This window comes from Vibrio cyclitrophicus, assembly GCA_023206055.1.
GTDB lineage: Bacteria > Pseudomonadota > Gammaproteobacteria > Enterobacterales > Vibrionaceae > Vibrio > Vibrio cyclitrophicus_A.
Genome location: CP065366.1, coordinates 789,094 through 808,752, shown reverse-complemented (window position 1 = coordinate 808,752; position 19,659 = coordinate 789,094). Strand labels below are relative to the sequence as shown.

17 protein-coding genes are annotated in these 19,659 nt (G+C 44.8%); all 17 read right to left on the bottom strand.

Annotated elements, in window-relative coordinates:
* Window positions 1-6 precede the first annotated feature (6 nt).
* Complete coding sequence (gene urtB, locus ITG09_03570) at window positions 7-1,635, bottom strand: urea ABC transporter permease subunit UrtB (GenBank protein ID UPR52735.1); 1,629 nt, start codon at window positions 1,633-1,635, stop codon at window positions 7-9.
* Between the two features lie 160 nt (window positions 1,636-1,795).
* Window positions 1,796-3,082 carry an urea ABC transporter substrate-binding protein gene (gene urtA / locus ITG09_03565; GenBank protein ID UPR52734.1) on the bottom strand — a complete coding sequence of 429 codons (1,287 nt, stop codon included), beginning with the start codon at window positions 3,080-3,082 and terminating at the stop codon, window positions 1,796-1,798.
* A gap of 295 nt (window positions 3,083-3,377) precedes the next feature.
* Window positions 3,378-3,605: a zinc ribbon domain-containing protein gene (locus ITG09_03560; protein ID UPR52733.1), complete on the bottom strand. Its 228-nt coding sequence runs from the start codon at window positions 3,603-3,605 to the stop codon at window positions 3,378-3,380.
* Between the two features lie 36 nt (window positions 3,606-3,641).
* Window positions 3,642-4,643, bottom strand: a complete 1,002-nt coding sequence (locus ITG09_03555) for a sensor domain-containing diguanylate cyclase (GenBank protein UPR52732.1) — start codon at window positions 4,641-4,643, stop codon at window positions 3,642-3,644.
* A 289-nt stretch (window positions 4,644-4,932) separates the two neighbouring features.
* Window positions 4,933-5,835 (bottom strand): alanyl-tRNA editing protein, encoded by a 903-nt coding sequence (locus ITG09_03550; protein UPR52731.1) that lies wholly within the window; start codon window positions 5,833-5,835, stop codon window positions 4,933-4,935.
* 131 nt (window positions 5,836-5,966) lie between these two features.
* Window positions 5,967-7,448: a ribosome biogenesis GTPase Der gene (gene der / locus ITG09_03545; protein UPR52730.1), complete on the bottom strand. Its 1,482-nt coding sequence runs from the start codon at window positions 7,446-7,448 to the stop codon at window positions 5,967-5,969.
* A gap of 158 nt (window positions 7,449-7,606) precedes the next feature.
* Window positions 7,607-8,767 carry an outer membrane protein assembly factor BamB gene (gene bamB, locus ITG09_03540; GenBank protein ID UPR52729.1) on the bottom strand — a complete coding sequence of 387 codons (1,161 nt, stop codon included), beginning with the start codon at window positions 8,765-8,767 and terminating at the stop codon, window positions 7,607-7,609.
* A gap of 10 nt (window positions 8,768-8,777) precedes the next feature.
* Entirely contained in the window at window positions 8,778-9,392 is a 615-nt protein-coding gene (locus ITG09_03535) for a YfgM family protein (protein ID UPR52728.1), read from the bottom strand.
* Window positions 9,393-9,471: 79 nt separating this feature from the next.
* Entirely contained in the window at window positions 9,472-10,740 is a 1,269-nt protein-coding gene (hisS, locus tag ITG09_03530) for a histidine--tRNA ligase (protein UPR52727.1), read from the bottom strand.
* 70 nt (window positions 10,741-10,810) lie between these two features.
* Window positions 10,811-11,932, bottom strand: coding sequence for a flavodoxin-dependent (E)-4-hydroxy-3-methylbut-2-enyl-diphosphate synthase (gene ispG / locus ITG09_03525; GenBank protein ID UPR52726.1), 1,122 nt, complete (start codon window positions 11,930-11,932; stop codon window positions 10,811-10,813).
* A gap of 7 nt (window positions 11,933-11,939) precedes the next feature.
* Window positions 11,940-12,866: a DUF4115 domain-containing protein gene (locus ITG09_03520; GenBank protein UPR52725.1), complete on the bottom strand. Its 927-nt coding sequence runs from the start codon at window positions 12,864-12,866 to the stop codon at window positions 11,940-11,942.
* Between the two features lie 440 nt (window positions 12,867-13,306).
* Window positions 13,307-14,449 (bottom strand): bifunctional tRNA (adenosine(37)-C2)-methyltransferase TrmG/ribosomal RNA large subunit methyltransferase RlmN, encoded by a 1,143-nt coding sequence (gene trmG/rlmN / locus ITG09_03515; protein UPR52724.1) that lies wholly within the window; start codon window positions 14,447-14,449, stop codon window positions 13,307-13,309.
* Window positions 14,450-15,054: 605 nt separating this feature from the next.
* Window positions 15,055-15,489, bottom strand: coding sequence for a nucleoside-diphosphate kinase (ndk, locus tag ITG09_03510; protein ID UPR52723.1), 435 nt, complete (start codon window positions 15,487-15,489; stop codon window positions 15,055-15,057).
* 107 nt (window positions 15,490-15,596) lie between these two features.
* The gene (gene pepB, locus ITG09_03505) at window positions 15,597-16,892 is read right to left on the bottom strand and encodes an aminopeptidase PepB (GenBank protein UPR52722.1); all 1,296 of its coding nucleotides are present in this window, start codon (window positions 16,890-16,892) and stop codon (window positions 15,597-15,599) included.
* 206 nt (window positions 16,893-17,098) lie between these two features.
* Window positions 17,099-17,299: a Fe-S cluster assembly protein IscX gene (gene iscX / locus ITG09_03500; GenBank protein ID UPR52721.1), complete on the bottom strand. Its 201-nt coding sequence runs from the start codon at window positions 17,297-17,299 to the stop codon at window positions 17,099-17,101.
* A 134-nt stretch (window positions 17,300-17,433) separates the two neighbouring features.
* Window positions 17,434-17,772 (bottom strand): ISC system 2Fe-2S type ferredoxin, encoded by a 339-nt coding sequence (fdx, locus tag ITG09_03495; protein UPR52720.1) that lies wholly within the window; start codon window positions 17,770-17,772, stop codon window positions 17,434-17,436.
* Between the two features lie 20 nt (window positions 17,773-17,792).
* Entirely contained in the window at window positions 17,793-19,643 is a 1,851-nt protein-coding gene (gene hscA / locus ITG09_03490; GenBank protein ID UPR52719.1) for a Fe-S protein assembly chaperone HscA, read from the bottom strand.
* Between the last annotated feature and the right edge of the window lie 16 nt (window positions 19,644-19,659).

Genomic DNA, 19,659 nt, shown 5'->3' with positions numbered 1-19,659 from the left:
TTGTCCTTAACCTTCAGCCGCACGACCACGTTGCGGGAAGAGTCCGCGTGGGCGTTTTTGAATAAATAGAATGATGAAAACCAGTACCAGAATCTTGGCGAGAACCGCACCAGCCCATGGTTCTAAAATCTTATTGAACAGGCCAAGGCTTAAGCCTGCGACTAGCGTGCCCCATAGGTTGCCAACCCCGCCGAACACCACCACCATGAATGAGTCGATGATGTATGCCTGTCCCATATTAGGGCCAACGTTGGTCAGTTGAGAAAGTGCCACACCCGCGACACCCGCAACACCAGAACCTAAACCGAACGTCATAGCATCAACTCGCTCAGAACGAATACCCATCGCACGAGCCATGCCACGGTTTTGAGAAACCGCACGAACCTGCAAGCCTAGTGGTGTCTTTTTCAGAACCATCAATAAGCCCATAAACACCAAACCACAGAATAGAATGATGTAAAGGCGGTTATAGGTTAGGGACAACATTGGGTTCAATTGAAGTGCACCAGACATCCATTCAGGTGTGCTCACTGAGCGGTTCAAAGGAGAGAAAATAGAACGAACGGCTTGCTGCAAGATCAAGCTAATACCAAAGGTCGCAAGTAAGGTTTCCAATGGGCGTCCGTAAAGATGACGAATTACACTTCGCTCAATCGCAATACCGACTAAGCCAGAAACGATGAATGCCGCTGGAATGGAAAGTATCAGCGCTAAACCAATATGATTAGGCATCAGAAGTTGCAATACATAGGTGGTGTAAGCGCCAATCATGATCAGCTCACCATGAGCCATGTTGATAACGCCCATTACACCAAAGGTGATCGCTAAGCCAATGCCCGCCAGCACCAATACCGAACCCAAACTCAAACCGAAGAACACGGTCTCAACACCCGAGTAAAGTGCTTGGCTCTGTTGATAATCGTCCATCGCACGCTCTGCTGCTGCCAATACTTTTGGGTCTTGTTCGCTGCTGAGTAGTTGATTTAAGGTTTTGAGTACCACAGAATGTTTGAAGTCACCGACTCGGTCAATCGAAGCCACACGATCATCAACCGTGGCACTCTTATCAAGAGAAGTAAAAATGGCTAACGACAAGTCCATCAACTCAGCGACTTTGCCGTCCGATTCACTGGTTTTGAGCACAGCTAAACGATCGATAATGTCAGAATCTTTGGTACCGAGCAGATCCAGAACCGCTTTATAACGTATATCTGGGTTACTGCTATTCAGTCCAATCGAGGCAATTTCCCCACGCAAGATCCCGCGGAGCTTGTTGTTCACGCGAACCTTTTTAAACTGTCTAGCATTCTCGATACTGAGACTTGATTCATCCCACACCGACTGAGCCGAGGTTGCCGTTTTAATGCTTTGAATCAGGTAGAGTTGTTTGTACTGCTCGCTTTGTTTGTCATTAAAGTAATAGAGATTACCGTTTAACCAGCCATCCAAAATAGGTTTCGACACGTCTTCCGTTTGTGACTCAATAACCCAATCGATAGCCAATTCTTTATCCGATGTTTTCTTACCAACTAGCGCCTTGGTAAAGCTAGCTTCATCCGTTATTCCAGCAAAAGCCAACTGAGCACTGACTGCCATAAGCAATAGCGCCTTAAATACGTTCAATACGTTTTTCATCCCTGCTTCCTTAACCAACCAAGTTAGATATTGTTATTTTTGCTCGGTGGACATGTGGAGAATTATGGTGAGTTGAAACGATGAGCCTCCCGCTTGCTTCACCTCTTAAACAGAGGTGAACTTCCCAAACAAGAAGGCTCAATATTCCTAAATTAACGCTCTAGTTACCGCCAGAACACTTCTTAGTTTCGACGTTAAACGCACCACATGAGAATGGCTTAGACCAACTAGAGAATAGTTTTGCTGATTCAGGTAAGTAGTTAGACCAAGCATCACCTGCAACAAGGCCTGTGGTTTCCCAAACGATGTCAAACTGGCCATCATCTTGAATCTCACCAATCAATACAGGTTTAGTTATGTGGTGGTTTGGTAGCATGGTTGAGTAGCCACCAGATAGGTTTGGAACAGAAACACCAATCAATGCATCTTGCACCGCTTCAGCATCGGTTGTGCCCGCATTAGTTACAGCTTGAGCCCACATATTGAAACCAATATAGTGTGCTTCCATCGGGTCATTCGTTACACGTTTGTCACTCTTAATGAATGACTGCCATGTTTCAACGAACTCTTCATTGACTTCGGTATCGACGCTCATGAAATAGTTCCATGCCGCTAAATGACCCACTAGAGGTTCAGTATCCATACCCGATAGCTCTTCTTCGCCAACCGAGAATGCAATCACTGGAATGTCTTCAGATGAAACACCTTGAGCACCAAGCTCTTTATAGAAAGGTACGTTTGCATCGCCATTCACAGTAGACACAACGGCGGTTTTCTTACCAGCTTCACCAAACTTCTTGATGTCTGAAACAATAGATTGCCAATCAGAATGACCAAACGGTGTGTAGTTGATCATGATGTCTTCTTCTGCGACACCTTTACTTTTTAGGTAGGCCTCTAAGATCTTATTGGTGGTACGTGGATAAACGTAATCGGTACCTGCAAGTACCCAACGTTCCACTTCAAGTTCATCCATTAAGTAATCAACAGCAGGGATCGCTTGTTGGTTTGGCGCAGCACCCGTATAGAAAACGTTTTTAGAAGACTCTTCACCTTCATACTGTACTGGGTAGAAAAGGATGCTGTTTAGCTCTTCAAAAACTGGCAGCATGGATTTACGTGATACCGATGTCCAACCACCAAATACCACATCCACTTTTTCTTTCTCGATAAGCTCACGTGCTTTCTCAGCAAACAGCGGCCAGTTTGACGCAGGGTCAACAACCACAGGCTCAAGCTTCTTACCAAGTAAGCCACCTTTTTTGTTTTGCTCGTCGATGAGCATAAGAACGGTATCTTTTAGCGTTGTTTCACTGATCGCCATAGTGCCTGACAATGAATGTAGAACGCCGACTTTAATAGTATCGTCAGCGGCAAGCACTGTTGCAGAAGAAAAAGAAAGTGTTGTACACAGTGCAGCTAGCGATAAATTGAACACCTTGTTCATGATTGTTACTCCATAATTGTATTTTTGTTATTCAATTACAGAGTTACAAGAAGAGTGCCAAACTTAAAACATAACCAACAAAGTTTTAAGTACTTGTATTTAATGTCATTTTAACTAATTTAACACCAATGTAGTGCATTGCGACAAGGTTACTATGTTTCATGCTGGTGCAGTGACGATAAGAATGAACCAAGATGACACACGCATATTCGCTAAATACAAAAAAGGCCCAATATCTTCATATTAGACCTCCAAAAAACATCGCAGATTGTCGTCTTACCATTGAGGGATAAGACTATTCGGCTTGTTGAAACTTGAATTTCACTCTCGACTTAGATTTAAGCTCGTTGCAATCACCATTACAGAAATAGCTCGCAGCCCCACAAGCTTGAAGCTTCTCTAATTGGCAGCTGCATTCAGGACAAAACCCTATTTTAGTAAAGTGAGCCTGACAACTTTCACAGTGATACTTGCCATCCCAAGTTAGCTCAGATTGGCACTTAGGGCAGATATTTTCACTCATTAGTATTTCCTAATTTACTACTATTTTTACAATCTACTACTGCTGAGACTTAGCTTGCTTGATTTGATACATGTTCTTATCAGCTTGTGCGATCAACTGGTCTAATCCTTGAGGATCTTTCTCGCAAGAAAGCCCTACACTCACAGAAAACTGAACGCCATTAATATAGAGGGCTTTATCCAACGCTTTTTCTAAGCTGTGATAAAAGTCTGACACTTTTTGTTCAGTATCAAAGCAAGAAAACACCACAAACTCGTCACCGCCGTAACGACCTACCTTGGCACAGGCTGTGGTCGCTTCATCCAGTACTTTGGCAACCGCTAACAGAACATCATCGCCAAAGCTATGGCCATACGTATCGTTGATTGACTTGAATTTATCGACATCAACAAATAGACAAGCCATCACTTTGTCCGCAAAACATCGTTTAACTAAAACCTTCTTAGCTTCACTTAACAACGCTCGGCGGTTCAAGCAATGTGTCAGGGAGTCATGACTGGCAAAAAAGTTGAGTTGATTCTCTAGCTCGTATTTCTCGAGCGCTACTGAATACAAAGAAGCAAGCAGCTCCAAGATCTCGAGTTCAAATTCATGAGGTTCTGAAATGCATCGGCTGTAAATCGCAAATGTACCTAGCACGTGGCCATGCGAAGAGATAATGGGCACCGACCAGCAGGCATGTAAATTCGCTTGATTGGTTAAGGCTAAAAAAGGTGCCCAGTTTGGGTGTGCATTTATGTTGGAGACCATCACTGCTTTCTTAAGCGCAGCTGCCTCGCCACATGAACCTATCCCCGCACCAATTTCTACCCCTTCTATCTGTTGATTGTAAAAATCAGGCAGGTTTGGGGCATATTCAAGGTGTAAAGTTTTAGACTCTGAGTTGAGCAGTAGAATTGAAGCCATGCGCTGCCCAAAAAGCTGCTCGGTAAGCTGAATAATCTTGTGATTTAAATCTTTGCGATCCATCCCAAGCGCAAGCTTTCGCAGCAAACTATTGACGGCTCGATGACCTTCTAATAAAAATTGTTGTTCCATTCACTAAGGCTTTCAATTGTGTAATCGGGTACAGCTTGTACTTATGCAAGCTTGTTATTGGTTAATAATAACACACTAAATTAGTACGACACACAATCGAAGATCATAGGTTGATCTTTCGCTTTATCTATTTTGATCAGCGATCTACCCCAAAAAGAATATTTATATCACCACACACCGAAAGCATAAGTTACATGTGCTGCATTTCAATTTTAAATAGTCATTTATATCAAAGGTTACATGTTAAGACAAAATAAACAGCACAAGCTATTTTGTTATGTAGTCTAAATCATCGAATTACATGCGTCAGCATTTCAATATGCTGGTCATCTAACTGGGCTAACTTAACGGACAATGCCTTAAGCTCTGAGGTGTTCTCAATGTGAGTACCACCACACGGAATAGACACTAAAGTGTCGGCATCCAACTGCCATTCCCAATAGCGAGAGTCTGTTAATGCCTCGCCTTCTAGTCGCATCGCAACTGGCGTCGGCTCAGCAAGCCAGCCCGCAATCATCTGGTTGATGTCGGCTTCAATGTCATCAAGGTTTGCTAGCATATCTGCAACGTTCAAACCGCGCTTCTTCAGAGTTTTACCTAAACGATACTTATCAGTACACAGTTCAGGAGTCACAAAGCTGGTCACCTGCGCATAACTATTGAAATCGTAGCTGCCAAGTGGATCTTTTCTGTCGGCATCTTTGCGCCAGTAGCTCTCAGCCAATACTTTATTCAACGCTAAGAAAGCAATGTGACCCGCACTGTGACCACGACTCAAGCTTGCTTGATACTCTTTATCTACCGACAACACCACTTCGTCGTTAACATTAATCATAGAAGCAGAAGCAGGTAGCTGGTGGACAACCACAAACGCCCACCCTTCCGTATCACGCTTAACAGGGATATCTGCTGCGATATGAAGCTTGCCAGTAGATTGTTCTATTGCACCAACAAGGCAGTCTTCAACGGGATATTGCACGTCACCAACATTCACAAAGCCTTGGTCTGCTGGGTGGTCTGGCCAAATATGACTCACTGGGTGAAAAGGCGTCACGTCGGTGATCAGGTAGGTTTTGCTGTCGTTACTTTCAACGTGCAGCGCTTTTGCATTGAGCTGCCAAGCCTGGTGACAGAATTGAGTAATGGTTGGCGTGATTGCTTCAGCTTGTGTAATCAAATCGCTAGTGGTCATATCGTTCTTCTTTTGGAATCGAGTCTGATTCGTTAAACCATGATGATACCAACATATTGTTATGGCTTAACGTGAATTTTGCTTAAAAAAATACCCGAGACAGGCTCGGGTATCAAATCTATTGGAAAGGTTTACTTACGACCTTTAACCATGCTCATCATACGTTTACGTTTACGTTCTTGAGAAATTGTCAGCTTGTTTGTCTTAGCTTCAAATGGGTTCTCGCTGTTCTGGAATTGAATGCGAATAGGTGTACCCATAATTTCTAATGAACGACGGTAGTAGTTCATCAAGAATCGTTTGTATGAATCTGGCAAGTTACGAACTTGGTTACCGTGGATAACGATAATAGGTGGGTTGTAGCCACCAGCGTGCGCGTACTTCAGTTTCACACGACGGCCACGAACCATAGGCGGTTGGTGATCATCAGTCGCCATCTTCATGATACGAGTTAGCACAGAAGTACCAACACGAGTCGTTGCTGACTTGTAAGCTTCTTGAACAGACTCAAACAAGTGACCAACACCAGTACCGTGAAGTGCAGAAATAAAGTGAATACGTGCGAAATCAACGAAACCTAAACGGCGGTCTAGCTCTTTCTTAACGCGTTCTTTAACGTCGTTATCTAGGCCATCCCACTTGTTTACTGCAATAACAATTGAGCGACCAGCGTTCAATGCAAAGCCTAACAAGCTTAGATCTTGATCAGAGATGTTTTCGCGAGCATCGATAAGCAACAGTACAACGTTAGCATCTTCAATCGCTTTCAGTGTTTTAACTACTGAGAACTTCTCTACTGTTTCGTTGATGTTCTTACGACGACGAACACCCGCAGTATCGATTAGAACGTATTCACGCTCATCACGCTGCATTGGGATGTAAATAGAGTCACGAGTTGTACCAGGCATATCGTAAACAACCACACGCTCTTCACCAAGAATACGGTTAGTTAGTGTTGATTTACCTACGTTAGGACGACCAATGATCGCTAGCTTGATCGGTTGATCTTGAAGACGCTTGAACTCTGCTTCGGCTTCTTCTTCTGTAAATTCAACCTGCTCTTCTTCTTCGTCTTCAAACTCAGTTAAATCGCTTACTTCGCCATTTTCCGCTTTTAGCGCTTCTGCGAATGGGTTAAGAGCAAGATCAATAAGTGCAGTAACACCACGACCGTGCGCTGCAGCGATTTGGTACATGTCTTCTACACCTAGTTGCCAGAAGTCAGCACTTGCTGCATCAGGGTCGATACCGTCAACCTTGTTTACTACTAGCATTGAAGGCTTTTCTAGTTGACGTAGGTGCTTAGCAATCGCCACGTCTGAAGGTGTTAGACCAGCACGGCCATCTACCATAAATAGAACGACATCAGCTTCATCAATCGCCGCTAGCGACTGTTCAGCCATTTTAGTTTCAACACCTTCTTCAGTACCGTCGATACCACCAGTGTCAATAACAATAAAGTCATGCTCGCTAAAATGAGCATGACCGTATTTACGGTCACGCGTTAAGCCAGGGAAATCCGCAACCAATGCATCACGAGTTCGAGTCAATCGGTTAAATAACGTAGATTTACCTACATTCGGACGCCCTACTAGAGCAACAACAGGTACCATAACAACCTCTACAATTTCTTCTCTAAATGTAGTTATAGGTAAGCACTTGTTCACAAGTATAAACTCTTACCTATAACCACACGGTTTATTAATTTTTAACAACAAAACGGCTCCTGGCTGTTACCAACCAGGAGCCGACTGTGAATTATATCACGCTTTTATTGGCTAATCGTCAGTTTCTTTACATCGCCATTGCGAGTCGTCACTAAGTAGCCTTCAGGCATTTCAATTGGCGCAACTGCAAAGCCGCTATCATCGACCAACTGTTGAGCAACAAACTCACCCGAAGAACGATCTAACCAGTGCAGATAACCTTCTGTATCACCCACGACTACATAACCATTAATAATAGCAGGTGCTGTCAGTAAGCGGTTTTCTAACAATGGAGTGCTCCAAAGTTCAGTACCACTACGCGCATCAACCGCAACCACATGATCTTTGTCGGTAACGACAAACAAACGGCTACCATCACTCGCTAAGTCAATCGCTGACGAATAGTTACGCTTCCAAATTGGCTTACCAGAACGAAGATCGATAGCGATTAGCTGACCATTGATACCGACGGTATACAGGGTGCCGCCAAGAACAATTGGAGATGCATCAACATCAACCAAGCGATCAATTTCCGTTGCGCCTTTTGGCGTGCCTACTGGCTGTTGCCAAATAAGCTGACCACGGTCAACGATAGCCGCAGCTAGACGACCATTTGCTGTACCCCAGAAGACACCACCAGAAACCGCAACAGGCGAGCTATCGCCACGAAGTGTTAGGCTTGGTACTTCAGTACTGATGGTCCATTTTTGTTCGCCGCTTGCTTGATCTAGCGCGATCAACATACCGCGACTGGTATGAACAATGACCATGTTGCTATCAGTTGCTGGGGATGCAAGCACCTCGCCATTCACTGGTACACGCCACAGCTCTTCACCGGTCGATTCTTCCAGTGCGATCACTTCGCCATTTTCAGAACCCACAAATACTTTACCGTAAGCCGCCGTTAAGCCACCCGACAAACGAGCCAGTACGTCTTTCTCAAGATCGACTTTCCAGAGCTCTTTACCTGTATCAGGATCAAGCGCTTTAACCATACCTTCACGGCTTGCAACAAACACTTTGTCGTAAGCCAATTCTGGCGTTAGTTTTGAAAAGTAGTGACCAACCCCATCACCAACCGACGTAGACCATTCCTGACTAGGAGTGAACTCGCTGTTTACCGTTGGTACTGGCGCCATGATTACGGTGTCTTCTTCACCCGCACAGCCAGCTAGTAGGCCAAGAGCAATCGCACACAACGCCGCTTTTGGAAACATCTTCTTCATTCAAAGCGCCTTATTTAGCTAGGTCGTCAAGTTTGATTTGAAGCGTTTGGCTAGCGTCAACAGCTTGCTGTGCTTCTGTGTAAGCGCTGTATGCTGCGTCAGTGTCACCTTTACGAAGTGAGATATCACCACGCAGTTCAGCAACACGGCCTTTCCAAGATTCATCTGTCATAGCAGCAAGATCTGTCAGTGCCGCGTCAAATTCACCTTGCTCAGCTTTGATGCGTGCAACACGGTAAGCAAGTAGTGGCGCAAGTGCCGCGTCCTTAGTGGCCGATTTTGCCCACTCTAGTTGTTCAAGTGCTGCCGCTAACTCACCCGCTTGTACTTGTACTTTTGCTAGTTGCATAGCAGCAAGTACTGAGTACTCAGCGTCTTTGTTTGCGTCGATGAAAGCTTGAATATCAGATTGAGCATCAACGCCTTTAGTATCAAGAGTTGAAATTACAGAGGTGTAGCTTTCTGAAGCTGCTTCACGCGCTTCAACGACTGAATCTTGGTAATAACGCCAGCCAAATAGACCACCTAAACCAATAACCGCACCAAAGATTACGGCTTTACCGTTCTCTTTCCACCAATCTTTAATGGCTTCAACTTGTTGCTCTTCGCTATCGTAAAGTTCCACTTCCTGTCCTCTTTAATTCTTTAAACGCCAGCATAGTGCTGACGTTAGTATTCATGATGAGCGTTTGCTCAATGGCTAATTAGATTAGCGCAGCAACTTTCTCTGCAACTTCCGTTTGAGACACGGTTTCTTGCTCGCCGCCAACCAGATCTTTTAGCACAACTGTATTGTCAGCAACTTCGTTCTCACCAAGTACCAGCGCCACAACGGCACCTACTTTGTCAGCACGTTTGAATTGCTTCTTGAAGTTACCACCACCGAAGTGGTTCATTACACGCACGCCTTCAACGGTGTCGCGTAATTGATTCGCTAACTGCATGCCCGCGATCATAGTACCTTCGCCAGCAGCAACTACGTATACATCAACGCTACGACGAACTTCTGTTAGCTCTAGCGTTTCCATCATCAGAACCAGACGCTCTAGACCCATTGCGAAGCCAACTGCATTGGTTGCTTTGCCGCCCAGTTGCTCAACAAGACCATCGTAACGGCCGCCGCCACATACTGTACCTTGAGCACCAAGACTATCAGTGATCCACTCAAATACAGTGCGGTTGTAGTAATCTAGGCCGCGCACTAGACGCTCATTAACTTGGTATTCGATACCAACTGCGTCAAGAAGTTCACACAAACCAGCAAAATGTTGCTTCGATTCTTCACCTAGATATTCAGATAGTCGAGGTGCGTCACCTAAGATAGCTTGAACATCAGGGTTCTTAGTATCAAGTACACGTAAAGGGTTAGTGTGCATACGGCGTTTGCAGTCTTCATCTAGCACATCAATGTGTTGCTCAAGGAAAGCCACTAACGCAGTGCGGTAGCTTACGCGATCCTCTTGAGAACCGATTGAGTTCAGCTCTAGGCGAACGTGCTTATCGATACCTAGCTCACGCCATAGGCGAGCTGTCATCATGATAAGTTCTGCGTCAACGTCTGGACCGTCTAGGCCAAACACCTCAACGCCACATTGGTGGAATTGACGGTAACGACCTTTTTGAGGACGCTCGTGACGGAACATCGGGCCCATGTACCATAGGCGCTGTTCATCACGGTTGATAAGGCTGTTTTGAATACATGAACGTACACAACCTGCTGTGCCTTCTGGACGCAGCGTTAGGCTATCACCATTGCGGTCATCAAAGGTGTACATCTCTTTAGAAACAACGTCTGTCTCTTCACCAACTGCACGGCTAAATAGGTTTGTTTCTTCAACGATAGGCATACGTACTTCGTTGTAACCGTATGCTCTCACCACATTTTTAACTGCGCTTTCTACTTTCTGCCACAGTGGTGATTGAGTTGGAAGGCAGTCGTTCATGCCTCGAATTGCTTGGATATTTTTAGCCACAGTATTTATTCCGTAATTTCTCACGACCAGGTGTTAGTGCGAATAGACAATCACACCCCATCGCGTTGTATTAATCTTCTAAGTTTTCTACATCAATGCGATTTGCTTTATCAAGCACTGACGCTTTTGCACGAATCTTAGCTTCAAGTTTGTCGACAAGATCATCGTTGTCGAAGCGCTCTTTCTGACGCTTACCGTCTTCATAGAAAGCACTTTTACGTGCACTACCGGCTAAGCCTAAGTGAGACACTTCAGCTTCACCAGGTCCGTTAACCACACAACCGATAATTGAGACATCCATTGGAGTAATCACGTCTTCTAGGCGTTCTTCAAGGGCATTAACGGTGTTAATAACATCGAATTCTTGACGAGAACAGCTCGGGCACGCAATGAAGTTGATGCCACGCGAACGAATGCGCAGAGATTTAAGAATATCAAAGCCAACTTTGATCTCTTCAACAGGATCAGCCGCTAGCGAAATACGCAGCGTATCGCCGATACCTTCAGAAAGAAGCATACCTAAACCTACCGCTGACTTCACAGAGCCTGCACGCGCACCACCCGCTTCGGTAATGCCAAGGTGCAGAGGCTGATCAATCTGCTTAGCAAGCAAACGGTAAGAGCCGACAGCAAGAAATACATCAGACGCCTTAACGCTGACTTTGAATTGATCAAAATTCAGACGGTCTAGGATATCTACGTGACGCATTGCTGATTCAACAAGCGCTTCTGCTGTAGGTTCTGTGTATTTCTCTTGGATCTCTTTCTCAAGAGAGCCGCCGTTAACACCAATACGAATCGGAATATTCATATCACGTGCACAATCAACAACTGAGCGGATACGGCTTTCGTTACCGATGTTACCTGGGTTGATACGCAGACAGTCAACGCCGTATTCAGCCACTTTAAGTGCGATACGGTAATCAAAGTGAATATCAGCAACCAAAGGAACTGAGACCTGCTGCTTGATTAGCTTAAAGGCTTCAGCGGCATCCATAGTCGGTACAGATACGCGAACGATATCAGCGCCAACTTTTTCCAAAGCTCTAATTTGAGCAACGGTCGCGGCTACATCTGTTGTTCTTGTGTTGGTCATGGATTGCACAGCAATTGGTGCACCATCACCGATCGGCACATCACCCACATAAATACGGGTTGATTTGCGACGAATAATAGGAGATTCGTGTTGCATATTAACTCTAAGGTAAGGTTATTCTAGCTACTTTGCCTGAAGTATACCCAGAAAGGTCGACAGGTTCACTTGCAAATGTCATTGATACGCCTTCTGGCGCACCTAGAATCACTTTATATGGCGCAGTTCCTGATAGATTCAACGACTGACCTGCTTTTTTGATGCCAGTCGACAAGGTTTTACCCGTTGCATCTTTCACTTGGATCCAGCAATCGGCAGAGAATTGCATCACTAGCTCGTTGGCTACAGGTTCAGGCGTAACTGTCTCTGCTTCAGCAGCTACAGGGATAACCTCTGCAACGTCTTGTGTCTGTTCTGCTTGCTCGATATTCTCTGAAGCCTCAGCCGCGCTAACCACTGCAAGTTCACCCGAACTTTCAGTCGCTGAATGTTCCGCAGTATTCTGCTCAGCTTCAATCACTTCTAATGACGTCAATTCAGGGTCTAGCGACTCTTCTACCATTAGCTCTTCTGAGCTTTCGGTATTCACCAGAGATTGAGACAAGGTGTCTTGTTGCTGGTTCTGCCACCACCACAATGACGACATACCTACAATCACCGCAAAGATGCTCCAAGTTAGGAACATAATACGGCTATTGTGCTTTTCGGTTTTAGTCTTACGAGAAAAGCTCAGCATTTCTTGTTCTTGATGTTGAGCATCACCAGAATGATGAAGCGCGTTCAACACAACTTTTTCATCAAGATTAACGTATTTCGCGTATGAACGAATGTAACCACGCATAAAGGTGGCGACTTGATCGGACTCAAATTGGTTTTCTTCAATTTGTTGGATCAACGTAACGCGCAGCTTCAAACGATCAGAGATCTGCTTTTGTGTTAAACCCAGAGATTCTCGTTTATTTTTGAGCAGCGTTCCCGCTTCAATTGCTGGAGCGACAGTTTCTTTAGTTTGTGTTTCGTGTTCTGTGTTCATAGAGAGTGAACTTCTAAATAATTATCGCAGGTTGATGAGAGCATTTTTTATTTTCGTTTAAGCTCAATCTTACAACCTACTATGTGGAATTTTTCCTGCAACCCAGTTCATCAACCCTTAAAGTAGAAAATCACACGCTGTTGGTGAGCGATTTTCTCAGGAAGCTAGTTTATCAAGTAGCCAACCTAAATAGACATATTGACGATTATCGGGTAACAAGCGAGCACTTAAATTAATTTAAGATTATTTAATCATAAGCTAATGCCATTACAAGGCAAAAACACTTTCGACAAAATTTACCGTCAGCTCATGGTTTTGTCCAAAATTTAACGAAAAATGTAAGAAAGCGTGGGGAAAAAATCCAATTCTTGGAAATTCACCTTCCAGAAAAGCAACAAGCCAGAAGGAATCCTTCTGGCTTGTTTAGTTCTGAATGGTATTTAAACCGCTTTTACTTGAATCACATCACCTGCGATTAAGTTAGCTTCAGAGGCGGCTTTCAGCATTTTAGTACGCTTGGTTCTATCAATAACATCACCAACTAACTGACCACATGCGGCATCAATATCATCACCACGTGTTTTACGAACCGTTACTGTGTAATTGTATTCCATCAGCGTTTTTTGGAAGCGATCAATACGAGAGTTGCTTGGCTTCTTGTAAGGCGAACCCGGGTAAGGGTTAAATGGAATCAAGTTGATCTTACAAGGCGTATCTTTCATTAACTCAGCAAGTTCACGAGCGTGGTCCATATCATCATTCACATGATCCAACAGAACGTACTCAACCGTTACTTTACCGCGGTTAGCATTTGAAGAAGCAATGTAACGACGAACCGATGCTAGGAAGTCTTGGATATCCCAACGGTCGTTGATTGGCATGATTTGGCTACGTAGTGCATCGTTTGGTGCGTGTAGAGAAATCGCCAGAGCCACATCGATGTTGTCTGTCATCTGATCAAGACCAGAAACAACACCAGATGTTGATACGGTTACACGACGCTTAGACAGTGAGAAACCTAGATCATCAAGCATCAGCTCCAATGATGGAATTAGGTTCTTCATGTTTAGCAGAGGCTCACCCATACCCATCATTACGACGTTAGTAATTGGACGACGACCCGTTTCTTTCTCTAAACCGATTTCACGTGCAGCACGCCAGATTTGGCCAACGATCTCTGAAACTTTCAGGTTACGGTTGAAACCTTGTTGAGCCGTAGAGCAGAATTTACATTCAAGCGCACAACCTACTTGCGAAGATACACATAGCGTCGCACGGTCACCATCTGGGATGTATACCGTTTCAACGTCTTGGTCACCAACGCTCATCGCCCATTTAATAGTGCCATCCGCAGAGTGCTGAGCTTCAGAAACAATAGGTGCAACAATCTCACAGCGATGCAGCAGTTTCTCACGTAATTTTTTGTTGATGTTGTTCATTTGTTCGAAGTCATCGACACCGAAGTGATAAATCCACTTCATCACTTGCTCTGCTCGAAACGCTTTCTCATTCAGTTCTTCTGTGAAAAATTTACGAAGACCTTTACGATCAAAATCGAGTAGATTGACTTTAGCTGTGGTCATGATGCCTCTCAATGACGGAACAATAATTAAGGGCGCGAATTGTACAGGCTTTACGCAACTTCAACAAGTACTGTAAAACCTTGTGTTTACTAAGACATTCAAACTTAAGTGATTAAAATTCACACAGCCAAATTTACCTGCTTACGTTTGGCCAATTCAAAGCGAGATTCCCGATTACGCTCCTCCGTCGCTTTCGGGAATGACGTAGATAATCACCAACAGTTCGGTAAGATTTACCACGAAATTGTGGCCCCCGCCATTCATCGTCATCAGGCCATGAATTCCTCAAAGCCCGTCATTCCAGAATCGAGGGACGAGGTATCTGGAATCTCCAATAACACACTCAGATTCCCGACTACGCTCCTTCATCGCTACCGGGAATAACGTAAAAACTTACTCAGTAACTTTCCATTCATAGTCATCAGGTCACGAGTTCCTCAAACCTCGTCATTCCAGAACGGAGGAACGAGGTATCTGGAATCTCCAACAGCACACGGAGACTCCCAACCACTTTCCTCGTCACTACCGAAATGACACTAGAACTCACCAGAAACGAAAAAGGCTTCACCGAAGTGAAGCCTTTATTGATACTTGCTGTTATCTGCTTATTCAGCTGGACGCGGGCAAATTTCAGATTCTGGGAAGAAGAATTCGATTTCGCGATCTGCAGACTCAGGGCTGTCGCTACCATGTACTGAGTTGTAACGCATGCTGATTGCGTAGTCAGCACGGATAGTGCCGCATGCCGCTTCTTCTGGGTTTGTTTTGCCCATAAGTTCACGGTAACGAGCGATAGCGTTTTCGCCTTCAAGCACTTGAACCATGATAGGACCAGAAGTCATAAACTCTTTAAGAGCTGGGAAGAACTCTTTGCCTTCGTGTTCAGCGTAGAAGCCACTCGCTTGCTCTTCAGTAAGACGAACCATCTTAGCAGCAATAATTTCTAGGCCTGCTTTTTCGATACGGTGGTAGATTTCACCAACAAGGTTACGCTTAACTGCATCTGGCTTAACAATTGAGAACGTTCTTTCTAGAGCCATAGGGATTCCTTCACTTCATTTTTTTGTTATTAAATACTGAAATTACTGAGATCTTTCGACCTTAGCTTTATGAATGAGCGGTACCGAAACACCGCTCACTCTTATTATTATTTTGCTTGGTCAACAAGAAGACGAGCCAGTGTGCGAACACCCATACCCGTTGCGCCTGCCGCCCACTTGTCACTAGCTGACTTACGGTAAGTACCCGCGCAGTCCATATGAATCCAACCTTTTTTGTAGTCATCTACAAAGTAAGAAAGGAATGCCGCTGCTGTACTAGCGCCCGGTGTGTAATCACCCGTACTGATATTAGAAAGATCAGCAAAGTTTGAAGGCAGCATACCACGGTGGAAATCAGCAAGAGGCAATGGCCATAGGCCTTCTTTCTCTTGGTTTGCAGCCGTTAGTGCTTGGTGAGATAACTCATCATCAAAGCTCAATAGTGCGTGGTAGTCATTACCTAATGCATTTTTAGCCGCGCCAGTTAGCGTTGCACAGTCGATGATCAACTCTGGATTCTGAGCGCTTGCGAACATCAGGCCATCAGCCAAAACTAAACGACCTTCTGCATCGGTATTCATGATCTCGACAGTCTTACCATTTTTGTAAGTAATGATGTCGCCAAGCTTCAATGCACGACCTGAGATCATGTTTTCAGCACAACATAAGATAAGCTTGATGCGCTTGTTCAGGCCGCGTTCAATCGCAAGACCTAAACCGCCAGTAATCGTTGCAGCGCCACCCATGTCAGCCTTCATTGCTGTCATGAATTGGCCAGGCTTGATGCTGTAACCGCCTGAGTCAAAAGTAATACCTTTACCCACTAGACAAGCGAACACGGGTGCGTTTTCGTCACCTGTCGGGTTGAAGTCCAGTTGAAGCATTGCTGATGTACGCTCAGAGCCACGGCCTACCGCGTAGATGCCTTCCCAACCTTCAGTTAGGAGATCTTTATCTTTAACGATCTTCGCTTTAACAGTGCCTGCTGGCGCCACTGACTTGATGTATTCAGCAGCCATTGTTGCAAGTTGACGAGGTGCCACTTCTTCAGCGGTTTTATTGATAATGTCACGCGTCCAGTCAGTTGCGCGAATACGAGCTTCAAGCTCTGTTTGATCGGCTTCTGAAAGTGCATCCCATTCCAATGCATTCTTTTTCTTTGGTCCACGGTAGCCTTGGTAAAAAGCCCAAACGCTTTCTAGATCCCAACCTTCACCACGCAGTGAAACGAATGCGATACCTTGTCCGTCAAGCGTACGACCCGCACGTTGAACCGCGCCTAGATCGTGGCCTTCACCAATGTGAATTGTCGCTCCCGCTTCTGAGAACGATAAAATAGCTCTTACTCCCCACTGAGGCTGGGCAGCTTCTTGACTTAAAAATACTGACATCTGTGTAGACATGATTTCTCCTTGTCATGAACCACTTTGAGTGTGTGATTCTGATTATTTTTTATTAGCGCACTGATGTTAGCATTATGTAGGAGGAAAATGTCATTTTGATAAAAAAACGGACCATAAGGTCCGCTTTTTTTAGTAAGAATTGTTAACTTGGCTGCGTTTTATATTGGACTGATACCAACCCGCGGCCAAATCATCAGACAAGAGGATTAATCCATCTCATCCATCCAGCACAAAATAATAGCCTCTAAGATTTTCTCATTCGAGTGATTAGGCTCGTCGTCGAACTCTTCAAGGTCTAACACCCATTGATGCAAATCGGTAAAACGTACCGTTTTAGGATCAGTATCTGGGTATAAATCACATAGCTCAATTGCGATATCTCGCGAATCAATCCACTTCAAGCTCATAACACTTCCTTATATTTATCAGCGACGCTCTGTCACATTTATGATCTATATTCTAGGCCAGTTTTTTTAGTATGTTTGTCTAAGCAATAGTACTCTCAGTCATCACTGTATTAACCATGACTGAGAACAGGTTCTTAGTGGTCTTCAGAAGCCAGGTTCAACGTATACTTTGGAATCTCTACAACAAGATCCGTATCAGCCACTTTAGCTTGGCAACCAAGGCGAGATTCCATCTCTAAGCCCCATGCTTTATCTAGCATGTCGTCTTCTAGATCATCACTCTCTTCTAAAGAGTCAAAACCTTCACGAATCACAACGTGACATGTTGTACATGCACACGACTTTTCACATGCGTGTTCAATACCAATACCGGCCTTCAATGCAACATCAAGAACCGTCTCACCAGTTTTTGCTTCTAAAACAGCGCCTTCTGGACATAGATCTTCGTGAGGTAAAACAATAATCTTTGGCATGTTTATCTATTCTCTAACTATTAAATATTATCGACTGACTGACCTGACAGTGCAGCACGAATTGATTTATCCATACGACGAGAAGCAAAGTCTTGGCTCGCTTTGTCGGTATTCTTAATTTCTAGTTCAATGGCATCAGCATTGTCGCCATTGCGCACTTCAATCAGTGCTTCAATCGCTTGAACAAGTTGTTGCTTGCCTTGCTCATCCAGCAGCTCATCACCATCGGCTTGCATTGCAGCAATAAGGCCTTCGATAACACGATCCGCCTCTACGCGTTGTTCAGCAAGAGCACGCGCTTGCATGTCTTCTTTTGCAAACGTCATCGAATCTTTCAGCATGCTAGCCACTTCGTTGTCACTTAGACCGTAAGAAGGCTTAACTTGGATTTCAGCTTGAACGCCAGTGCTCTTCTCCATCGCGGTAACCGATAGCAGGCCATCAGCATCCACTTGGTAAGTTACACGAATATGCGCAGCACCTGCAGTCATCGGCGGGATGCCTTTCAAAGCAAATCGAGCCAATGAACGGCAGTCATCAACCATCTCACGTTCACCTTGAACAGTGTGTACTGTCATTGCCGTTTGACCGTCTTTGAACGTGGTAAATTCTTGTGCGCGAGCTACAGGGATCGTGGTATTACGAGGGATGATCTTTTCGACCAAGCCACCCATAGTTTCAATACCAAGCGATAAAGGAATTACGTCCAGAAGTAGCATTTCAGAGTCAGGCTTATTACCGACTAGGATATCCGCTTGAATCGATGCACCAATCGCAACCACTTCATCGGGGTTAATGCTGGTTAGTGGCAGACGACCAAAGAAATCACCAACCATTTCACGTACAAGCAATGTGCGAGTTGAACCGCCGACCATCACAACTTCGAGAACTTCATCCGCGTCAACTTCCGCATCTTTTAGTGCACGACGGCACGAAAGTAGCGTTTTCTTAACGAGCGGTTTGATGATCTCTTCAAACTCTTCACGAGTTAATGAACCAGACCAACCTAGTACGTCAACATCAACGCTTTCCGCTTCAGATAGACCAATCTTTGCTTCTGTCGCTGCATCAAGAAGAATACGGTTCTGTTCTGCTGTTAGCGCTGATAAGCCCATTTGCTCTTGGAAATGATCCGCAACTAAATGGTCAAAGTCGTCGCCGCCTAACGCTGAGTCACCGCCTGTTGCTAAAACTTCGAAGACACCTTTAGATAGGCGTAGAATAGAGATATCAAACGTACCACCACCTAAGTCATAAACAGCAATTACCCCTTCTTTACCCGAATCCAAGCCGTAAGCAATCGCAGCGGCAGTGGGTTCATTAAGAAGACGTAACACATGAAGACCAGCAAGTTGCGCTGCGTCTTTCGTACCAGCACGTTGTGCATCATCAAAGTAAGCAGGAACGGTAATAACAGCACCAGATAGCTCACCGCCTAGCGTAGACTCAGCACGTTGGCCAAGCGCTCGTAGAATATCAGCAGAAACCTGAATTGGGTTCTTGTTACCTTGCTCTGTGCGAATCACAGGTAGACCATTATCACTTTCTTCAAACTGATATGGCAGAGACGGGTATCGCTGTTGAATATCCGACAGTGAGCGACCAATCAATCGCTTTACTGAGATAATGGTATTTTTAGGGTCAGTCTGCGCGTTAGCACGAGCTTCATCGCCAGTCGTATAAGATTCCGACTGGTAGTGAACAACTGAAGGTAAAATGCTTCGACCTTGTTGATCAACGAGAGTGCTCGCCTCGCCACTGCGTACTGCAGCAACCAGCGAGTTTGTTGTACCTAAATCAATACCCACTGCAAGCTTATGCTGGTGAGGAGCGGCGCTTTGCCCTGGTTCTGCAATCTGAAGTAGTGCCATGGATGTGTCCTTGTTA